We start from the raw sequence: 15,727 nt of genomic DNA, 5'->3' as shown, positions 1-15,727 counted from the left end.
CGTCGGTAAAGTCGGGATTGTTCCGCTTGAACATAGAGTCCTAGCAAAACTAAATGTTGGAGTTACACTTGGCGTAATATTAACCGTAATGGTATCAAAAACAGTATTAGAACAATTTCCTGTTCCTGTTAAAGTCAACACTACACTTCCTGTTACTGAAGAATCCAAAGTATAGTCTGAAGTATAAGATGACGCATCAGAAAATGTTCCACTAGAAGCAGACCAATTTACCGATTGAACTCCTACTCCTGAGCCATCTAACGAAATTGTAGACCCTTGACACGCAGTAACTGAACTTGTACTTCCTCCTCCTGCATCAACAGAGATGACTTCAACTGGTGCTTGACAACCATAATTTACATAAGTTGCATCGCCCGCCGGATCAAAATTAACAGTAGCACCATCTGCTGCCACATTATTTCCTGATGCATCTACCAGCATTGTTCTATCATAAGTTACGGTATCTGAACATCCTCCAAAGTTTATCGTTAATGTTCTTAAACCTGGATTATTATTATAATTCCCAAAATGCCCCGAATTAGGATTTGTTGTATGATTTTGAAAAAGGATATAGATATTCTCAGTTATGGCTCCAAAATAATTAGCAGCAACCTCAAACTGATAACTTGTAACCAAAACTACAGTTGCATTAGCAGGTAAAACACCACCAGTAGGCTGAATAATAGTTCCGCAACCTCCTGATGCAAGTACTTGGGCATTTAACTGAGCAACACTTGAAATTGTAGTTGCATTTTGAATTAATCCTTCCCATGCATTATTGGGCCATACAACTGACATGTTACTCGTATTTAAAGCTGAAGATCCAACTTTAAAGCGAACCATTTCATTAAGTCCTTCGGTACCTGGACTACTACAAGCATCAACTAAAATACTCTCAATTTGAATACATTGAGCATAACTTTTTAAACTTAATAGGGAAAGGCATAGAAAAGCCATTACCCAATTTGAGATTTTTAACTTCATAAAATAAAATTAGGGCTCCAAAAGTAATAAGATTATCTTATGAAAGTATTAAAACAACGTAATAAAATGATTATTATGCCTTATTTGCCAGCTGTCCACAAGCTGCATCGATGTCTTTCCCCCGACTTCTTCGTACTTTTACTACAATATTGTTTTGTTCCAATATTTTTATGTAGTTTTCGATGGATTCGTTAGACGCTTGTTGAAATATTCCGTCATCGATAGGATTGTATTCTATTAGATTTACTTTACAAGGAACATATTTACAGAATTTCACTAAGGCGTCAATCGATTTTTTATCGTCGTTAATTCCTTTCCATACTACATATTCGTAAGTAACTTTACTTTTTGTTTTTCTGTACCAATACTCCAAAGCCTCTTTTAAATCGGTCAACGGAAAGTTTTTGGTAAATGGCATAATTTCATTTCGAATTTCTTCTATTGCCGAATGTAAAGAAACTGCCAACTTGAATTTCACTTCATCATCAGCCATTTTTTTAATCATTTTCGAAATCCCGGAAGTGGAAACGGTAATTCGTTTTGGTGACATCCCTAAGCCTTCTGGCGAAGTAATCTTATCAATTGCTTTTATAACGTTTGGATAATTCATCAAGGGCTCACCCATTCCCATAAAGACAATGTTAGACAGCGGATGTCCGTAATACAACCGGCTTTCAGTATCAATGGCAGCCACCTGATCGTAGATTTCGTCAGGATTCAAATTACGCATTCTTTTTAATTGAGCCGTTGCGCAAAAATTACAATCCAAACTACACCCCACTTGACTAGAAACGCAAGCTGTAGTTCTGGTTTCTGTTGGAATTAAAACCGATTCTACAATTAAATCATCATGCAAGCGAACTGCATTTTTAACTGTTCCGTCAGAACTACGCTGCATCGTATCTACCTTAATATGATTGATCACAAAATTAGTTTCTAGCATAGCACGCGTTTCTTTTGAAATATTCGTCATATCTTCAAAAGTATGCGCTTTCTTTTGCCATAGCCATTCGTAAACTTGGTTGCCACGAAAGGCTTTATCACCTTGTGACACAAAAAAATCACGCAATTGCTCTTTGGTCAGTGCCCGAATGTCTTTTTTATCTGTTTGCATGCTGCAAAGTTAATAAAGTCGTTACAGATTTTATCAAAATCTTTCGGCGCTTGCTTTTTTCCAAAAATAATACAGATTATTCGGTACCGTTTGAGGATTTAGTAAACAGCCTTCTTTTATTTCCGGAAAAGTTTCTGCAAAAGTTTCTACTTTATTGCGTTCTACTCTTGTACTCAATACATCTCGTGTTACTTCATCAGGATGATGTAATCCTGCAGAAGCCATTAATTCCAAAGCGCTATGAACGGTTTCTCTTTGATAATGTGCTACACGAACACTCTTTTCTTCAGGAACTAATCCTTTTACCAAATCCGGATCTTGTGTTGCTACGCCTGTCGGACAAGTATTGGCGTGACATTCTAACGCTTGAATACAACCCAAAGCCATCATCATTCCACGAGCAGAATTACATAAATCGGCACCTAAAGACAAAGATCTTATAATATCGAAGCCGGAAACTACTTTCCCACTGGCAATAATTTTAATCTCATTTTTTAATCCAAAACCTTTTAAACAGTCGTACACAAATGCAATGGCATCGCGAAGCGGCATTCCTACATGATCTGAATATTCAGGCGGTGCTGCTCCGGTTCCTCCTTCTCCGCCATCTACCGTAATGAAATCAAAATACGTGTGAGTTTGTACCATGGCTTTACAAATCGCTATAAATTCTGATTTATTCCCAACACACAACTTCATTCCTATTGGTTTACCTCCCGATTTTTCTCTTAATAACTTCACAAAATCCATTAATTCTAACGGATTTGAAAAAGCAGAATGTGTCGGTGGCGAAATCACATCATGTCCTTTAGTTACCAATCGAATATTAGCAATTTCATCGGTCACTTTTGATTTTGGCAAAATACCACCATGTCCTGGTTTAGCACCTTGTGAAAATTTAATCTCAATCATTTTTACATTGGGTAGCTTAGCTCTTTTTTCAAATTCTTCGACAGAAAACTTTCCATCCGCTGTTCTTGTACTAAAATACCCTGTTCCAATATTCCAAACCACATCACCTCCATTCTCCAAATGATAAGGAGAAAGTCCGCCTTCTCCTGTATTGTGATAGAAAGCACCTATTTTGGCTCCGGCATTCAAGGCTTGAATAGCATTCTTGCTGAGCGAACCATAACTCATCGCACTAATATTAAACATACTCGCCAAATACGGCTGTATACATTGTGAAGAACCGATTCGTACTCTTGGATTTTCAGCCAATTTATCAAACGGAAGTGCATTCATGCTGTGGTTAATCCATTCGTAACCTACATCGTAAACATCTAATTGCGTTCCAAAAGGTTTATTTGCCGAAACACTTTTACTTCGTTGGTATATCATTCCACGTTCTAAACGGTTGAAAGGTTTTCCTGCGGTATCGGTTTCTATAAAATATTGACGCATTTCGGGTCCAATCTCTTCTAATAAATAACGAATTCGGCCTAAAAGCGGAAAGTTATTTCGAATGCTGTGTTTAGATTGGTACATATCAAATAATCCCATCAAAATTAAGGGAACAAAGATGAGCAGTAACAATAAAAACTTTAGATTAACATAGCCTAAAATAGCAATTATGGACAAAGAAGTGATTGAAAAAACAAGAAAGGCTTTTCTCATTGTGCTGAATTTTAATTGAGTTTGAGTAAAAATATTAAAACTAAATGATGTAATGAAGGGGAATTTGTAATTTTGCCTTATAAATCTATTGAAAATGCATTTTATTTCGGAAGAATTAGAAAATTATGTTGCTCTACATTCAGAAAACGAACCTGAATTATTAGCAAAATTAAATAAGGAAACACATCAAAAAATCTTACAACCTAGGATGATCAGCGGGCATTTTCAAGGTCGGTTTTTAAGTATGTTTTCGAAAATTACTCGTCCGAAGCGCATTTTAGAAATAGGAACATATACCGGTTATGCTACACTTTGTTTAGCAGAAGGACTACCAAAAGACGGCACTTTAGACACTATTGATAACAATGAAGAATTGTATGATTTCCAAAAAAAGTACTTTGACGCTTCTGATTACAAAGGTCAAATCATACAGCATTTGGGCAATGCTTTAGAAATCATTCCGACTTTGAATAAAAAATTTGACTTGGTTTTCATTGATGCTGATAAACAAAATTACATCCATTATTTTCACGCCATTGTTCCAATGATGAACCAAGGAGGTATCATTTTAAGCGATAATGTATTGTGGAGCGGAAAAATTTTGGATGAAGTAAAAGCTAATGACAAATCAACGAATATTCTTTTAGAATACAACAAATTACTAAAAGAAGATCCAAGAGTGGAGACCGTTTTGTTACCTATCCGTGATGGATTAACAATTAGTCGGGTAATTTAAATTGCGGTTTTCTTTTTTGAAATAATTGATACAGTTTAAAAAATACTATACCAAAAGTTGCACCAAAGAAATAGCTAGTTAATATATCTCCCGGGAAATGAAGCCCTAAGTAAATACGGCTATACGCAAATATCAGCGGAAACAAGAACCATAGAAATGCATATTTATAGTATTTTCTTAAAATTAATACAACAAACATTGTACTAGCCATAGAACTGGCTGCATGACCAGAGAAAAAGCTATATGAACTTCTATGCACTATGATTCGGATAAAATCTTTGATTTCCGGATCATTGCAGGGACGTAATCGCTGAAAATGATTTTTGAATAAATTAGTTGTTTGGTCAGTAAATGTGATTAAAACAGCTAAAAACAGAACAATAATCCCTATGTTTTTCCACCCTACTTTGCGTTGTAATAAATAAAACATTAGCAAAAAAACGGGTGTCCAATAGAACTGCTTAGTGATTATTTTCCAAAATGGATCGAAGGCTTCTGAACCTAATCCGTTTAAGTACACAAAGAGTTCTTTGTCAAGAGATAAAATATGTTCCAATGATTATTGTCTTTTAATAGGTCCAGTCATGTTTTCAATATCTTCCTGAGCTTGCTGAAATGGTTTTTCAAGATCCGAAGTAATATTGTTCAAAGGATTAACCGAATTAGTAATTTCATTTTTAGCTTTTTGTATTTCATCAGAAATACCGCCTGTTAGCGAATTCATATCTAAACCGCTGTCTTTTGCGCCTTTTTGAATTTCACTTTTTATTTCGTTTGTAGCGTTTTTAATTTGTGCCATTCCTTTTCCTAAAGAACGTGCAAAATCAGGAATTTTGTCTGATCCAAAAAGCATTAGCACCACAAAAATGATAAAAATAAGTTCGCTACCGCCAATTCCAAACATTTTCTTTTCTTTTTTAGTAAAACAAATGTACAAAGAATAAATAACAAAATTGTGTTAAAAAAAAGTCATTCTAAAGGATTTACGAATTGTAAAACACCTTAGAATGACTCTTTATTTTTTTAAGATAAAAGATTATTTTTTATCTAATTCATCAAATTTTGATGGTAATTCTTCTTTTGGCCACATATTGTTTGAAACATCAATATCAGCTGTTTCTAATTTTGGATCCAATTGAATTTTTACAATCTTTTTATCGGTAGCAAAAACGCGTTTAGCAGTTTCGTTGTTCTTTCTCCAAATTTGAGCAGGGAATGTATGTACTTCTGTTGAACCATCTTCAAAATGTAATTCAGCAATAATTGGCATAATCATTCCTCCCGGTTTTTCAAACTCTACTTCATAGAAATATTTCGGTGCTTTTTTCAAAGTTGCTTTTTCTTCCACAGAGAAATTTTGATCTACATAATCCGATAAAATTTGAATATCTTCTACTTTAAAATCTTTTTTAGTAGCCGGATTGAATTCCTTATGTGTTTCGTCTACTAAATAAATGAAAGGTCCCATATCACGTAAAAATCTTCCTCTACGTGTTGCATAATTTTTCATTTCTTCCGTAGGTTCTAAAGTTACATAATATTGTTTTACGTCTTTAATTCCTAAATCTACGTAATCTGTAGAATAGAACCAACCTCTCCAGAACCAATCTAAGTCAACTGCTGATGCATCTTCCATTGTTCTGAAGAAATCTTCCGGGGTTGGGTGTTTGAATTTCCAACGGTTTGCATACGTTTTAAACGCATAATCAAACAATTCGTGTCCCATAATAGTTTCACGTAAGATGTTTAAACCTGTTGCCGGTTTTCCGTAAGCATTGTTTCCGAATTGGAAAATATTTTCAGAATTAGACATAATTGGTGAAATGAAATCTTGATTTCCTTTCATATAAGGAACAATTTTATCCGCCGGACCTCTATCTAAAGGAAAATTAGGGTCGAATGATTTTTCAGCTAAAAATTCTAAGAATGTGTTTAAACCTTCATCCATCCAAGTCCATTGTCTTTCATCAGAATTCACGATCATCGGGAAGAAATTATGTCCCACTTCGTGAATAATCACGCCTAACATTCCGTATTTTACTCTATCTGTATATTTTCCGTCTTTATCAGGGCGACCGAAATTCCAACAAATCATTGGATATTCCATTCCTTGATCTTGAGCAGAAACAGAAACAGCTTTTGGATAAGGATAATCAAAAGTGTAATGAGAATACGTTTTCAACGTATGTGCTACAGCTCTTGTTGAGTATTCTCCCCAAAGCGGATTTGCTTCTTTCGGATACAATGAAATTGCCATTGGTTTTGTAGTTTCCAATTGAACAGCCATGGCATCTAAAATAAATTTTCTTGACGTTGAAAAACCAAAATCGCGGACATTTTGCGCTTTAAACTTCCATGTTTTTTTCTTGTCCGAAAAACCTTTTTCTGCTTGTTCCGCTTCCTGTTGCGTCACAATAACTACAGGTCTATCGAAAGTATTTTGAGCTTGTTCCCAACGATTTAGTTGTTCTTTCGTAAATATCTCTTTGCGGTTTTGCAATTCTCCTGTTGCTTCCATCATGTGATCTGCAGGAACTGTAATATTTACTTCAAAATCTCCGAATGGCAATGCAAATTCTCCTCTTCCCCAAAACTGCATGTTTTGCCAACCTTCCACGTCGTTATAAACGGCCATTCTCGGGTAAAACTGAGCAATCACATACAATCTGTTACCATCTTCAAACTGCTCATATCCTGAACGTCCGCCGTCAATCTGGTAATTGTTGATGTTGTACCACCATTTGATTGAGAACACCATTTTATCACCAGCCTTCAAAGGTTGTGCTAAATTAATACGCATCATTGTTTGATTGATGGTATGGCTCATTGCATTCCCTTTAGCATCTTTTACATATTCCACATGAAAACCACCTTGAAATGGCTCTTCCATGAATTGTTTTGTAAATCCTTGAGGGGTTAATGCCGGTGACATTCTTTGACTTTCTACCAATGGCGTTTTAGATTCCGGAGCACGCATATTTTGATCTAACTGTACCCACAAATACTCTAAATTTTCCGGAGAATTGTTTTGATACGTAATTGTTTCTGTTCCAAAAAGCTTCGTGTTTTTATCATCTAATTCAACACTGATTTTGTAATCTGCTTTTTGTTGGTAATACGCTGGTCCCGGAGCACCAGAAGCTGTTCTGAACATGTTTGGCGTTGCCATTTCCTCATACATTTGACGAAATTTATTTTCGTTGTAATGTCCAGGCTTTCTTTCTCCTGTTTTGGTTTCTTGAGCAACAACAAAACTTGTCACTACAACCAAAGCAGCCGAAAACAAAAAGTTCTTTTTCATGTTTTTAAAATTAATATTCTATATGGGCTGTTTTATCACTCAACGTTAGGAGGAAACTTTTTTTGGTATTATTAATATTGGTATGCACAATATTTTGTTGTTCCGAATAAGCTTCCGTTAATAAATTGTTATAAATGTCGAAATTAATTATTTTTTTAGAATAATCTACCTTTAAATAACAGATTAATACATCGTCTTCATACTCTGAACCTAAAAAAACTAACTTCTGTTCTTTCCGGTTAATGATAACCGCTAATTTTTCTGTCACATACTGATTTACAAACTCTTTGGCTTTCGGATTTTCCTTTGGCGTTGCCAAATACATTTTTTGTTTGTATTTTTTTTCCAAAACATGTTCTAAATCATCGATAAAGATTCGGGAAGAAATCTCCACGCGTTCTTTCTTTTGATTATAATCTATTTGGGTCACCGAAACATAAAATTTGTGCAGTACTGAAAAAGACATGAGCAGTATTACAGCAAAAATTGAGGTTAAAATCAGTTTACTTCTTTTCATATTCCTCATTAGTAGCTTTTTTTTCTGTTTTGTTACGGTTGTATTCTTCTGATTTTTGAACTAAATATTCGACCAACGCCATTTCGTTTTCATATTTCATCAAATAAAACATTTTTTCATTGTCAGGTCTTGCAAAATCAGCAAATAAATGAATTTCATCCTGCGGAATTTTCAAATTCTGAACCATGAAATTTTGCGAATACCGACTCAATAATAAATCGTAAAACGAATGCGACAATAACTCTCTTTGCCTCTTTTTCTCTGCTTCTTCTTTTATTAAGTCTCGCTTTTTAGAATTCCCTGGGAAAATCATATCAAAAATTGCTAAAAAATTGACACCACTCAACGGGCTAAAACCTGAATACATAGCTTCATTTTTAACCGGACTGTATTTATCATCTGCAAAAACAAGTTTAGAATAATCAATTCCTGCCATATCCGGCGTATAAACTTTTAGTCGCTTAGTATCTTCCTTTAAATTACCTGTCAAACTGTAGGGCGTAACAATCACTTCGTCTAACTCATGGATTTTATAACGCAATCGGATTTCTAATTCTTCGATCCAAAAATCACTTTCTGTCAGTACATACGCTTTGGAAACAAAATTAACTGCTTTAAAATACAAGGTGTCTTTTTCTCGAGCTTTAATTGAAAATATTCCGTCAAAATCCGTAATTGCACCAACACCTGTAGTTTTATTGACAACCGTTACGTTTTCAACTTCCGTTGAATCGGAAATAATTCGTCCTTTAAGTACAGCTCTTTCTTTTTCCTGAGCCAATATTGTCAACGTTGAAAGAATAATCCATAATGTAAGTTTGAGTAGAATTTTTATCATTATTTTAATTTTTGAAGTTCCAAATACCGCACTGCTATTTTGCTGAGTACAAATTCGCAGGTTGTTTTGTTATCAGACTTATACGCTGCAATAAACTCCCTATCCTCAATCAAATAATACAAAAATCCTTCAGTTAATTCCTCTGGAATGTGGAGTCTATTTACCAAATATTCATTTGAATAGTCTAATTTTACATCTTCAAGAAGCAATTCTTTCTTCTCTACTTCCAACTCCTTTTTTAAGTTTTTTGTTCGTCCCGAAATACCATTTAGAATCGCATCAAAAGAGACACTAGAATTCAATCCATACCGATTACTTCCGCCGGTAGCTTGTTTTAATTTTCGTTCGGCCGGCGTGTATTTACGCATTCCGAGAGGAACTATACCTATAGATTCTGTGGTAATACTTTTGTATTCCGTCATGACCACTTCGTTCAATTGGTTAACCAAAACTTCCATAGGAATAAAAAGCAATTCTTTGTATTGGTCTTGTTCCGTTACAACATGCATCGTTCCTTTTAAATTAATGGCACTAAAAATAATAGTATCGTTTACTTTAGCCTGAATAGAAAAATACCCTCCTCGCTCAGTTGCCACACCAATATCTTGAGAAACATTAACCACATTTACGCCTTCTAACTGGTGCGATTGCGACACCACTTTGCCTTTCAAAATAAAATCTTGTTGTGCATACGTGAATTGCACCAAAAAAAGAAGAAAAGGTAATTTTTGTTTCATTTGATAATTTTTCAAGGTAAAGATACCTGATGCCCCTGCCAATTTATTCCTAACAACTTGATAAACTTATGTTAAACAAAATCGTAATTTTGAAGAAAATTTAATTTGAATGAAAAACTTAATCATAGCCAGCACCTCAACTTTACACAACGGAAGCTATTTGGATTATTTACTTCCCGAACTCAAAAAACATTTTGCGGCAACTGAAACCATACTTTTTATTCCTTTTGCCCGCCCTAGCGGAATTTCACATGAAGCTTATACTGAAAAAGTGAGTCAAGCTTTTGCTAAAATTGACAAAAAAGTAAAAGGCTTACATGAATTTGAAAATCCCGTTGAAGCCATCCAACAAGCTGAAGGGATCTTTACTGGCGGAGGAAACACTTTTCTATTGGTAAGCGAACTATACCGTGCCAAAGTAATTGATGCTATAGAGGAAAAACTAAAAACCGGAACCCCTTATTTAGGCACGAGCGCCGGCAGCAATATTTGCGGTTTAACGATGGGAACAACTAACGATATGCCTATTGTTTATCCGCCAAGTTTTAGAACTTTAGGAATGGTTCCGTTTAATATTAACCCCCATTATTTAGATCCGGACACCGATTCCACTCACATGGGTGAAACCAGAGAAACCAGAATTAATGAATTTCATCAATTTAATCCGCAACCTGTTATAGGACTCCGCGAAGGGAGTTGGTTAGCAGTAAAAGGAAATGATATTGTTTTGAAAGGAAATTTAACCGCTCGTTGGTTTGAAGCTAATAAAGATGCTACTGAGATAGAGCCGGAAACAGTAATCAACACTTTACTATAAAAGTAAAAAGCCTTTCAATTTGAAAGGCTTTTTTTCTTGAGCGGGAGACGAGGTTCGAACTCGCGACATTCAGCTTGGAAGGCTGACGCTCTACCAACTGAGCTACTCCCGCAAATATTTTTTTATTCCAGTAAATTTAAGAGCGGGAGACGAGGTTCGAACTCGCGACATTCAGCTTGGAAGGCTGACGCTCTACCAACTGAGCTACTCCCGCAATTCAAAAGCTTTACTTTTGTGGGTGCAAATATACTCCAAAAGATATTTCATTTGCAAATTTTTTTTTGAAAATTTTTACGGTACTTTTAAGATCCTTTGAGTCCAAGGATATCAAACCCATTCAACTTTTTCATTTTTAACCGATTAACGCATGATAAAAATTAAGTGTATCACTACAAAAGAAACCTATCCTATTCGTCAGGAAGTATTGAGAAAAGGAAAACCTATTGAATCATGCTATTTTGCTAATGATGATGATACTTCAACTTTCCATCTGGGGTGTTTTGAAAACGAAATTTTAAAAGGAATTGTTTCAGTATATGAGACCCAAAATCTCTTATTTCCTGAAACAAAACAATTTCAATTAAGAGGCATGGCTGTTTTATCAGGCAACCAAAAACAAGGTTTTGGATCTTTATTAATAAAAGAGGCTGAAAAAATAGCTTTGGAACAGAATATTAAAATCATCTGGTTTAATGCAAGGGAAATTGCAGTAGATTTTTACAAAAGAATAAATTATGTAATTTTGGGCACGCGTTTTGAGATTGAAGATGTAGGTCCACACTTTATAATGTATAAAAAACTGAATTAATATATGCGGTTAAAAAATTACGCTATCCTTATTATTAGCCTCTTAAGTTTAAGTTGCAAACAAAATCATTCTACCGGTAATGACAGCACTTCTATTGTTTGGGAAGAACCCGAAATAGAAGAAATCCCATATGATATTGATTCTGAAATTTTAGAAGATAAAAGCGACTCTATAAAACTCTATTATAACCTATTCAACAATCAAGAAATTTGGTATAACCAAGCCAATAGAAAAGCTCTGTTGACCGCAATTGAGAATTGTGAAAGAGATGGTCTTTTTGCTAAAGATTATGAATTCAGTAAATTAGTCCAACTAGAAAAAAACCGTTCCGGTTTTGATAAAGATGAAAGCGCCGAATATGACATTCTATTAACAGAAATGTTTGAAAAATTAAGTCATCATCTATACAACGGAAAATTGAATCCAAAAAAAATATATGATGACTGGGATTTAAACCCAAAAGATCTTTTACTATCTAAACGACTTAAAAAAGCGATTAAAAACAAAAACGTAACAGCTCTTCTGGATTCATTAAAACCCCATCACTATGTTTACAAAACCATTCAGAAAAGTTTAGTTCTTCTGGAATCTTTCCCCGATGAAGAATTTCAAAAAATTGAGATTGAGAAAAAAATTGAACCTAATGATTCGTCAGAAACAATGATTGCCATCAAAAAGAGGCTAATTTATTGGAAAGATTTCGAAACCAAAGACAGTATTCTAACGCCTTTTTACGATACCGAAACACTTTCGGCTGTAAAGAAATTTCAAGCGCGACATGGATTAAGTCCGGATGGAGTTATTGGTAACGGAACTATAAAAGCTTTGAATTATTCTAAAAAAGAACGAAAAGAACAAATTTTTGCCAACTTAGAGCGCTGGAAATGGTTCCCTTCTGATTTTGGTTCTGATTATTTAATTGCCAACTTACCGGAATATAAAATTTATTATGTAGTTAACAACGACACGTTATCTGTTCATAATATTGTTATTGGCAAACCTTCCAGAAAAACACCAATTTTAACATCGAAATTATCCAATTTTGTTTTCAATCCTACTTGGACCGTTCCTCCAACAATTATTAAAGAAGACTTAACACCTTCAGCTTCAAGAAACATTCAGTATTTTGAAAGAAACCGAATTACTATTTACAATAAAACAGGAGAAGCTATAGAACCCCATGATTGGGACGCTTCTAAATCGAAAAGTTATCGCTATGTTCAAACTTCGGGTTATAACAATTCGTTAGGATTAGTAAAATTCAATTTCAACAACCGTCACATGGTGTATTTACACGATACAAATCACAGAGATTTCTTTTCACGTGAGTTTAGAGCCTTAAGTTCAGGTTGTGTTAGGGTGGAAAAACCATTGCAACTAACCGAAGATATTTTAGTTAAAGAGAATCCTAAAAAGTGGAACACTGCAGAAATTGATTCCATTATAAACAAAAAAAACAGCAGAATCGTTAACTTAAATTCCACTGTTAATGTTTTTCTATTGTATTGGACCAACTGGTCTAAAGATAGTCAACTTTACTTTTGTAATGACGTATATGATTACGACAAGAAATTGTTTGAATTATTACAGAACTAAGAAACTAGTTTTGATTTCACTACATAATTTCTTGACGGATGATAAATGAACAGACATGATTTATTTTTAATCAAATTGATTAATTTATCATGAACTTCATAAGAAACCGCCGGACAACCTTGGCTTCTCCCTAGTCTTCCATTTGCTTTTATAAAAGATTCAGAAACATAATCGGCTCCGTGAACTACTACTGCTCTGTCTCTCGCGTGATCGTTAATTCCATATTCAACACCATCTAAACGCATAGACAAACCGTGCTTACCTTGATAGGTTTCACCTGTTATGTAAAATCCTAAACTACTTTGGAATGATTCCGATTGATTTGAAAATTTAGTCGCCATTTCATCTCCTGAATTTCTTCCATGTGCTACTAATGTTTGTAAAACCACTTTTTTATTTACCATGTCAATTACCCACATTCTGTCTTCATTAGAAGACAAACTGAAATCAACAATAGTTAAATATTCGTTTTCAATTTTACCTTGATTTTTCAATTGCTCATAACCTTCAAAAGCTTTTGTAAAACTTTCATATTTCGGCAACTCAAAGGAAGCATTATCTATTGATGAATAAAAAGATTGACATTTCGCTTCAAATGTGGCTTTTTTATTTTCAGCTACCAACTTCGGGTCGGTTCCATTACCAATTATTGTAGCAACTGTATTCTTATTTTCAAAAACTGTGTTTTCATTAGAAATAGTAGAAAACGACATTAAGCTCAAAACTAGCAGGGGCAAAAATCTATAAGTCATTGTGTTCGTAGCAGTTATTTTTGATTATTATGTAGCCAAAACTATTTATTTATTTTTTGGTTTGCAACTTTTTTTTGCACTTTATCGAAGAAAAATGATTTTAATCGATTTGACAGGCGAATTTTATTGAATTAATAATTTTGCTTGATTATTTTTCGAATCTCATACTTACTCATAAGAGACTTCACCCACAATAACTTAAAAATCAATATTTTATTGTGTGAAAAATATTTTTTAACATAATATATAACATCACATTATTAAAATAATTGACATAAAATCACCTCATAAAAAATTACAGCACCAATCTATAACGATTTCGCAATTTCTAGCACCAAAAACTAAGCAATGCTCAACATTTCGCTATATTTGTATAAATTACCAAAACCATGAACAAAAAAGTTATTTTAATGATATTAGACGGTTGGGGAAAATCTCCCGACCCAAAAGTTTCTGCTATTGATAATGCTAATACGCCTTTCATTGACAGTTTATATACAAAATATCCAAATGCACAATTAAGAACCGACGGATTAAACGTTGGGTTACCCGAAGGACAAATGGGAAATTCTGAGGTAGGGCACATGAATTTAGGCGCCGGACGAATTGTGTATCAAGATTTAGCTAAGATAAATTTAGCGGTTCAAAACCAAACCATGGCTAACGAAAAAGCCCTGAATGATGCTTTTGAATTTGCTTTAGCTAATGATAAACCCATTCATTTTTTAGGATTACTTTCTGACGGCGGAGTTCACTCACATACTTCCCATTTAAGAGGTTTAATTGAAGCTGCTCAGGCAAAAGGCATTCAAAAAATGTTTGTTCACGCTTTTACAGATGGTAGAGATGTTGATCCAAAATCAGGAATTCAATATGTTGAAGATTTTGAAAAATTTACACAAAATACCAATGCAAAGTTAGCCTCAATTATTGGCCGTTACTACGCAATGGATCGCGACAAACGTTGGGAAAGAGTTAAATTAGCTTATGATTTAATTGTGAATGCCGAAGGCGAAAAATCAAGAAACGCTGTAGCGAGTATTGCAGAAAGTTATTTGAATGATGTAACTGACGAATTCATCAAACCTATCGTAATGGTGGATGAAAATAACGAACCTATTGCTAAAGTAAAAGAAGGTGATGTAGTTATTTTCTTCAACTTCAGAACCGACAGAGGTCGTGAATTAACCGAAGCTTTATCGCAAAAAGATTTCCACGAACAAAACATGCACAAATTGAATTTGTACTATGTTACCATGACCAATTATGACGAAACTTTTGCTAATGTTCATGTTATTTATGACAAAGACAACATTACCGAAACTTTAGGCGAAGTGGTTGCTAAAGCGGGAAAAAAACAAATTCGTATTGCAGAAACAGAAAAATATCCACACGTTACATTCTTCTTTTCGGGCGGACGCGAAGAACCTTTTGAAGGCGAAAATCGCATTTTAAAAAATTCGCCAAAAGTAGCTACTTATGACTTAAAACCAGAAATGAGTGCTTACGAATTAAAAGATGCTTTGGTACCTGAATTACAAAAAGGAGAAGTTGACTTTGTTTGTTTAAACTTTGCCAATGGCGATATGGTAGGCCACACCGGCGTTATGGAAGCTGCCATTAAAGCTTGTGAAGCGGTTGACCAATGTGTTAAAGAAGTTATTGAAGCAGCATTAGCCAATGGATACACCACGCTTTTAATTGCCGACCACGGAAATTGTGAAACCATGATTAATCCAGATGGAACGCCAAATACAGCACACACAACGAATCCGGTTCCGTTAATCTTAATTGATCCGGAATTAAAAGAAATTCATAACGGTGTTTTAGGAGACATTGCTCCGACAATCTTAGAACTAATGGGCATTCCGAAACCAGAAGTAATGACGTGTAAATCTTTACTTTAATCG

Annotated in this window: 15 protein-coding genes and 2 tRNA genes; 5 read left to right on the top strand and 12 right to left on the bottom strand. The window is 34.5% G+C overall.

What is annotated here, in order from left to right; translation table 11 throughout:
- From ACUSJC_RS10190 to ACUSJC_RS10180, 3 genes are all read right to left on the bottom strand, one after another.
- The coding region (locus ACUSJC_RS10190; protein WP_449269469.1) for a hypothetical protein at positions 1–984 on the bottom strand (984 nt) is incomplete at its 3' end.
- Positions 985–1,057: 73 nt separating this feature from the next.
- Entirely contained in the window at positions 1,058–2,098 is a 1,041-nt protein-coding gene (gene rlmN / locus ACUSJC_RS10185; RefSeq protein WP_449269468.1) for a 23S rRNA (adenine(2503)-C(2))-methyltransferase RlmN, read from the bottom strand.
- 33 nt (positions 2,099–2,131) lie between these two features.
- Positions 2,132–3,715, bottom strand: a complete 1,584-nt coding sequence (locus ACUSJC_RS10180; protein WP_449269467.1) for an FMN-binding glutamate synthase family protein — start codon at positions 3,713–3,715, stop codon at positions 2,132–2,134.
- Between the two features lie 94 nt (positions 3,716–3,809).
- Between ACUSJC_RS10180 and ACUSJC_RS10175 the strand changes: the two genes are divergently transcribed.
- Positions 3,810–4,451 (top strand): O-methyltransferase, encoded by a 642-nt coding sequence (locus tag ACUSJC_RS10175; RefSeq protein ID WP_449269466.1) that lies wholly within the window; start codon positions 3,810–3,812, stop codon positions 4,449–4,451.
- Here ACUSJC_RS10175 and ACUSJC_RS10170 read toward each other — a convergent pair.
- The 6 genes from ACUSJC_RS10170 to ACUSJC_RS10145 all read right to left on the bottom strand — a co-directional run bounded on the left by ACUSJC_RS10170 (position 4,435) and on the right by ACUSJC_RS10145 (position 9,844).
- Complete coding sequence (locus ACUSJC_RS10170) at positions 4,435–5,007, bottom strand: phosphatase PAP2 family protein (protein WP_449269465.1); 573 nt, start codon at positions 5,005–5,007, stop codon at positions 4,435–4,437. The genes ACUSJC_RS10175 and ACUSJC_RS10170 overlap by 17 nt on opposite strands.
- Before the next feature lie 3 nt (positions 5,008–5,010).
- Positions 5,011–5,355, bottom strand: a complete 345-nt coding sequence (locus ACUSJC_RS10165; protein ID WP_449269464.1) for a Sec-independent protein translocase subunit TatA/TatB — start codon at positions 5,353–5,355, stop codon at positions 5,011–5,013.
- A gap of 132 nt (positions 5,356–5,487) precedes the next feature.
- Positions 5,488–7,752 (bottom strand): M1 family metallopeptidase, encoded by a 2,265-nt coding sequence (locus ACUSJC_RS10160; protein WP_449269463.1) that lies wholly within the window; start codon positions 7,750–7,752, stop codon positions 5,488–5,490.
- Positions 7,753–7,762: 10 nt separating this feature from the next.
- Complete coding sequence (locus tag ACUSJC_RS10155; protein ID WP_449269462.1) at positions 7,763–8,269, bottom strand: DUF6702 family protein; 507 nt, start codon at positions 8,267–8,269, stop codon at positions 7,763–7,765.
- Positions 8,256–9,107 carry a carboxypeptidase-like regulatory domain-containing protein gene (locus tag ACUSJC_RS10150; RefSeq protein WP_449269461.1) on the bottom strand — a complete coding sequence of 284 codons (852 nt, stop codon included), beginning with the start codon at positions 9,105–9,107 and terminating at the stop codon, positions 8,256–8,258. The genes ACUSJC_RS10155 and ACUSJC_RS10150 overlap by 14 nt, the downstream gene beginning before the upstream one ends.
- Entirely contained in the window at positions 9,107–9,844 is a 738-nt protein-coding gene (locus tag ACUSJC_RS10145; RefSeq protein ID WP_449269460.1) for a carboxypeptidase-like regulatory domain-containing protein, read from the bottom strand. Before ACUSJC_RS10145 ends, ACUSJC_RS10150 begins: the two co-directional genes overlap by 1 nt.
- A gap of 109 nt (positions 9,845–9,953) precedes the next feature.
- Between ACUSJC_RS10145 and pepE the strand changes: the two genes are divergently transcribed.
- Entirely contained in the window at positions 9,954–10,661 is a 708-nt protein-coding gene (pepE, locus tag ACUSJC_RS10140) for a dipeptidase PepE (RefSeq protein ID WP_449269459.1), read from the top strand.
- Positions 10,662–10,700: 39 nt separating this feature from the next.
- Here pepE and ACUSJC_RS10135 read toward each other — a convergent pair.
- Positions 10,701–10,773, bottom strand: a tRNA-Gly gene (locus ACUSJC_RS10135).
- A gap of 29 nt (positions 10,774–10,802) precedes the next feature.
- Positions 10,803–10,875: transfer RNA gene (locus ACUSJC_RS10130), tRNA-Gly, on the bottom strand.
- A 153-nt stretch (positions 10,876–11,028) separates the two neighbouring features.
- Here ACUSJC_RS10130 and ACUSJC_RS10125 point away from each other — a divergent pair.
- Complete coding sequence (locus tag ACUSJC_RS10125; protein ID WP_449269458.1) at positions 11,029–11,469, top strand: GNAT family N-acetyltransferase; 441 nt, start codon at positions 11,029–11,031, stop codon at positions 11,467–11,469.
- 3 nt (positions 11,470–11,472) lie between these two features.
- Positions 11,473–13,065 (top strand): L,D-transpeptidase family protein, encoded by a 1,593-nt coding sequence (locus tag ACUSJC_RS10120; protein WP_449269457.1) that lies wholly within the window; start codon positions 11,473–11,475, stop codon positions 13,063–13,065.
- Here the strand turns inward: ACUSJC_RS10120 and ACUSJC_RS10115 are convergent.
- Positions 13,062–13,817 (bottom strand): murein L,D-transpeptidase catalytic domain family protein, encoded by a 756-nt coding sequence (locus ACUSJC_RS10115; protein ID WP_449269456.1) that lies wholly within the window; start codon positions 13,815–13,817, stop codon positions 13,062–13,064. The two genes, ACUSJC_RS10120 and ACUSJC_RS10115, sit on opposite strands and share 4 nt — an antisense overlap.
- Positions 13,818–14,206: 389 nt before the next feature.
- On the opposite strand from ACUSJC_RS10115, the gene gpmI reads away from it, so the two are divergent.
- Complete coding sequence (gene gpmI, locus ACUSJC_RS10110; RefSeq protein ID WP_449269455.1) at positions 14,207–15,724, top strand: 2,3-bisphosphoglycerate-independent phosphoglycerate mutase; 1,518 nt, start codon at positions 14,207–14,209, stop codon at positions 15,722–15,724.
- Positions 15,725–15,727 lie beyond the last annotated feature (3 nt).

Source organism: Flavobacterium sp. U410, assembly GCF_053570605.1.
Note: the sequence above shows the minus strand (reverse complement) of the source record. Positions and strands in the feature narration are given on the sequence as shown.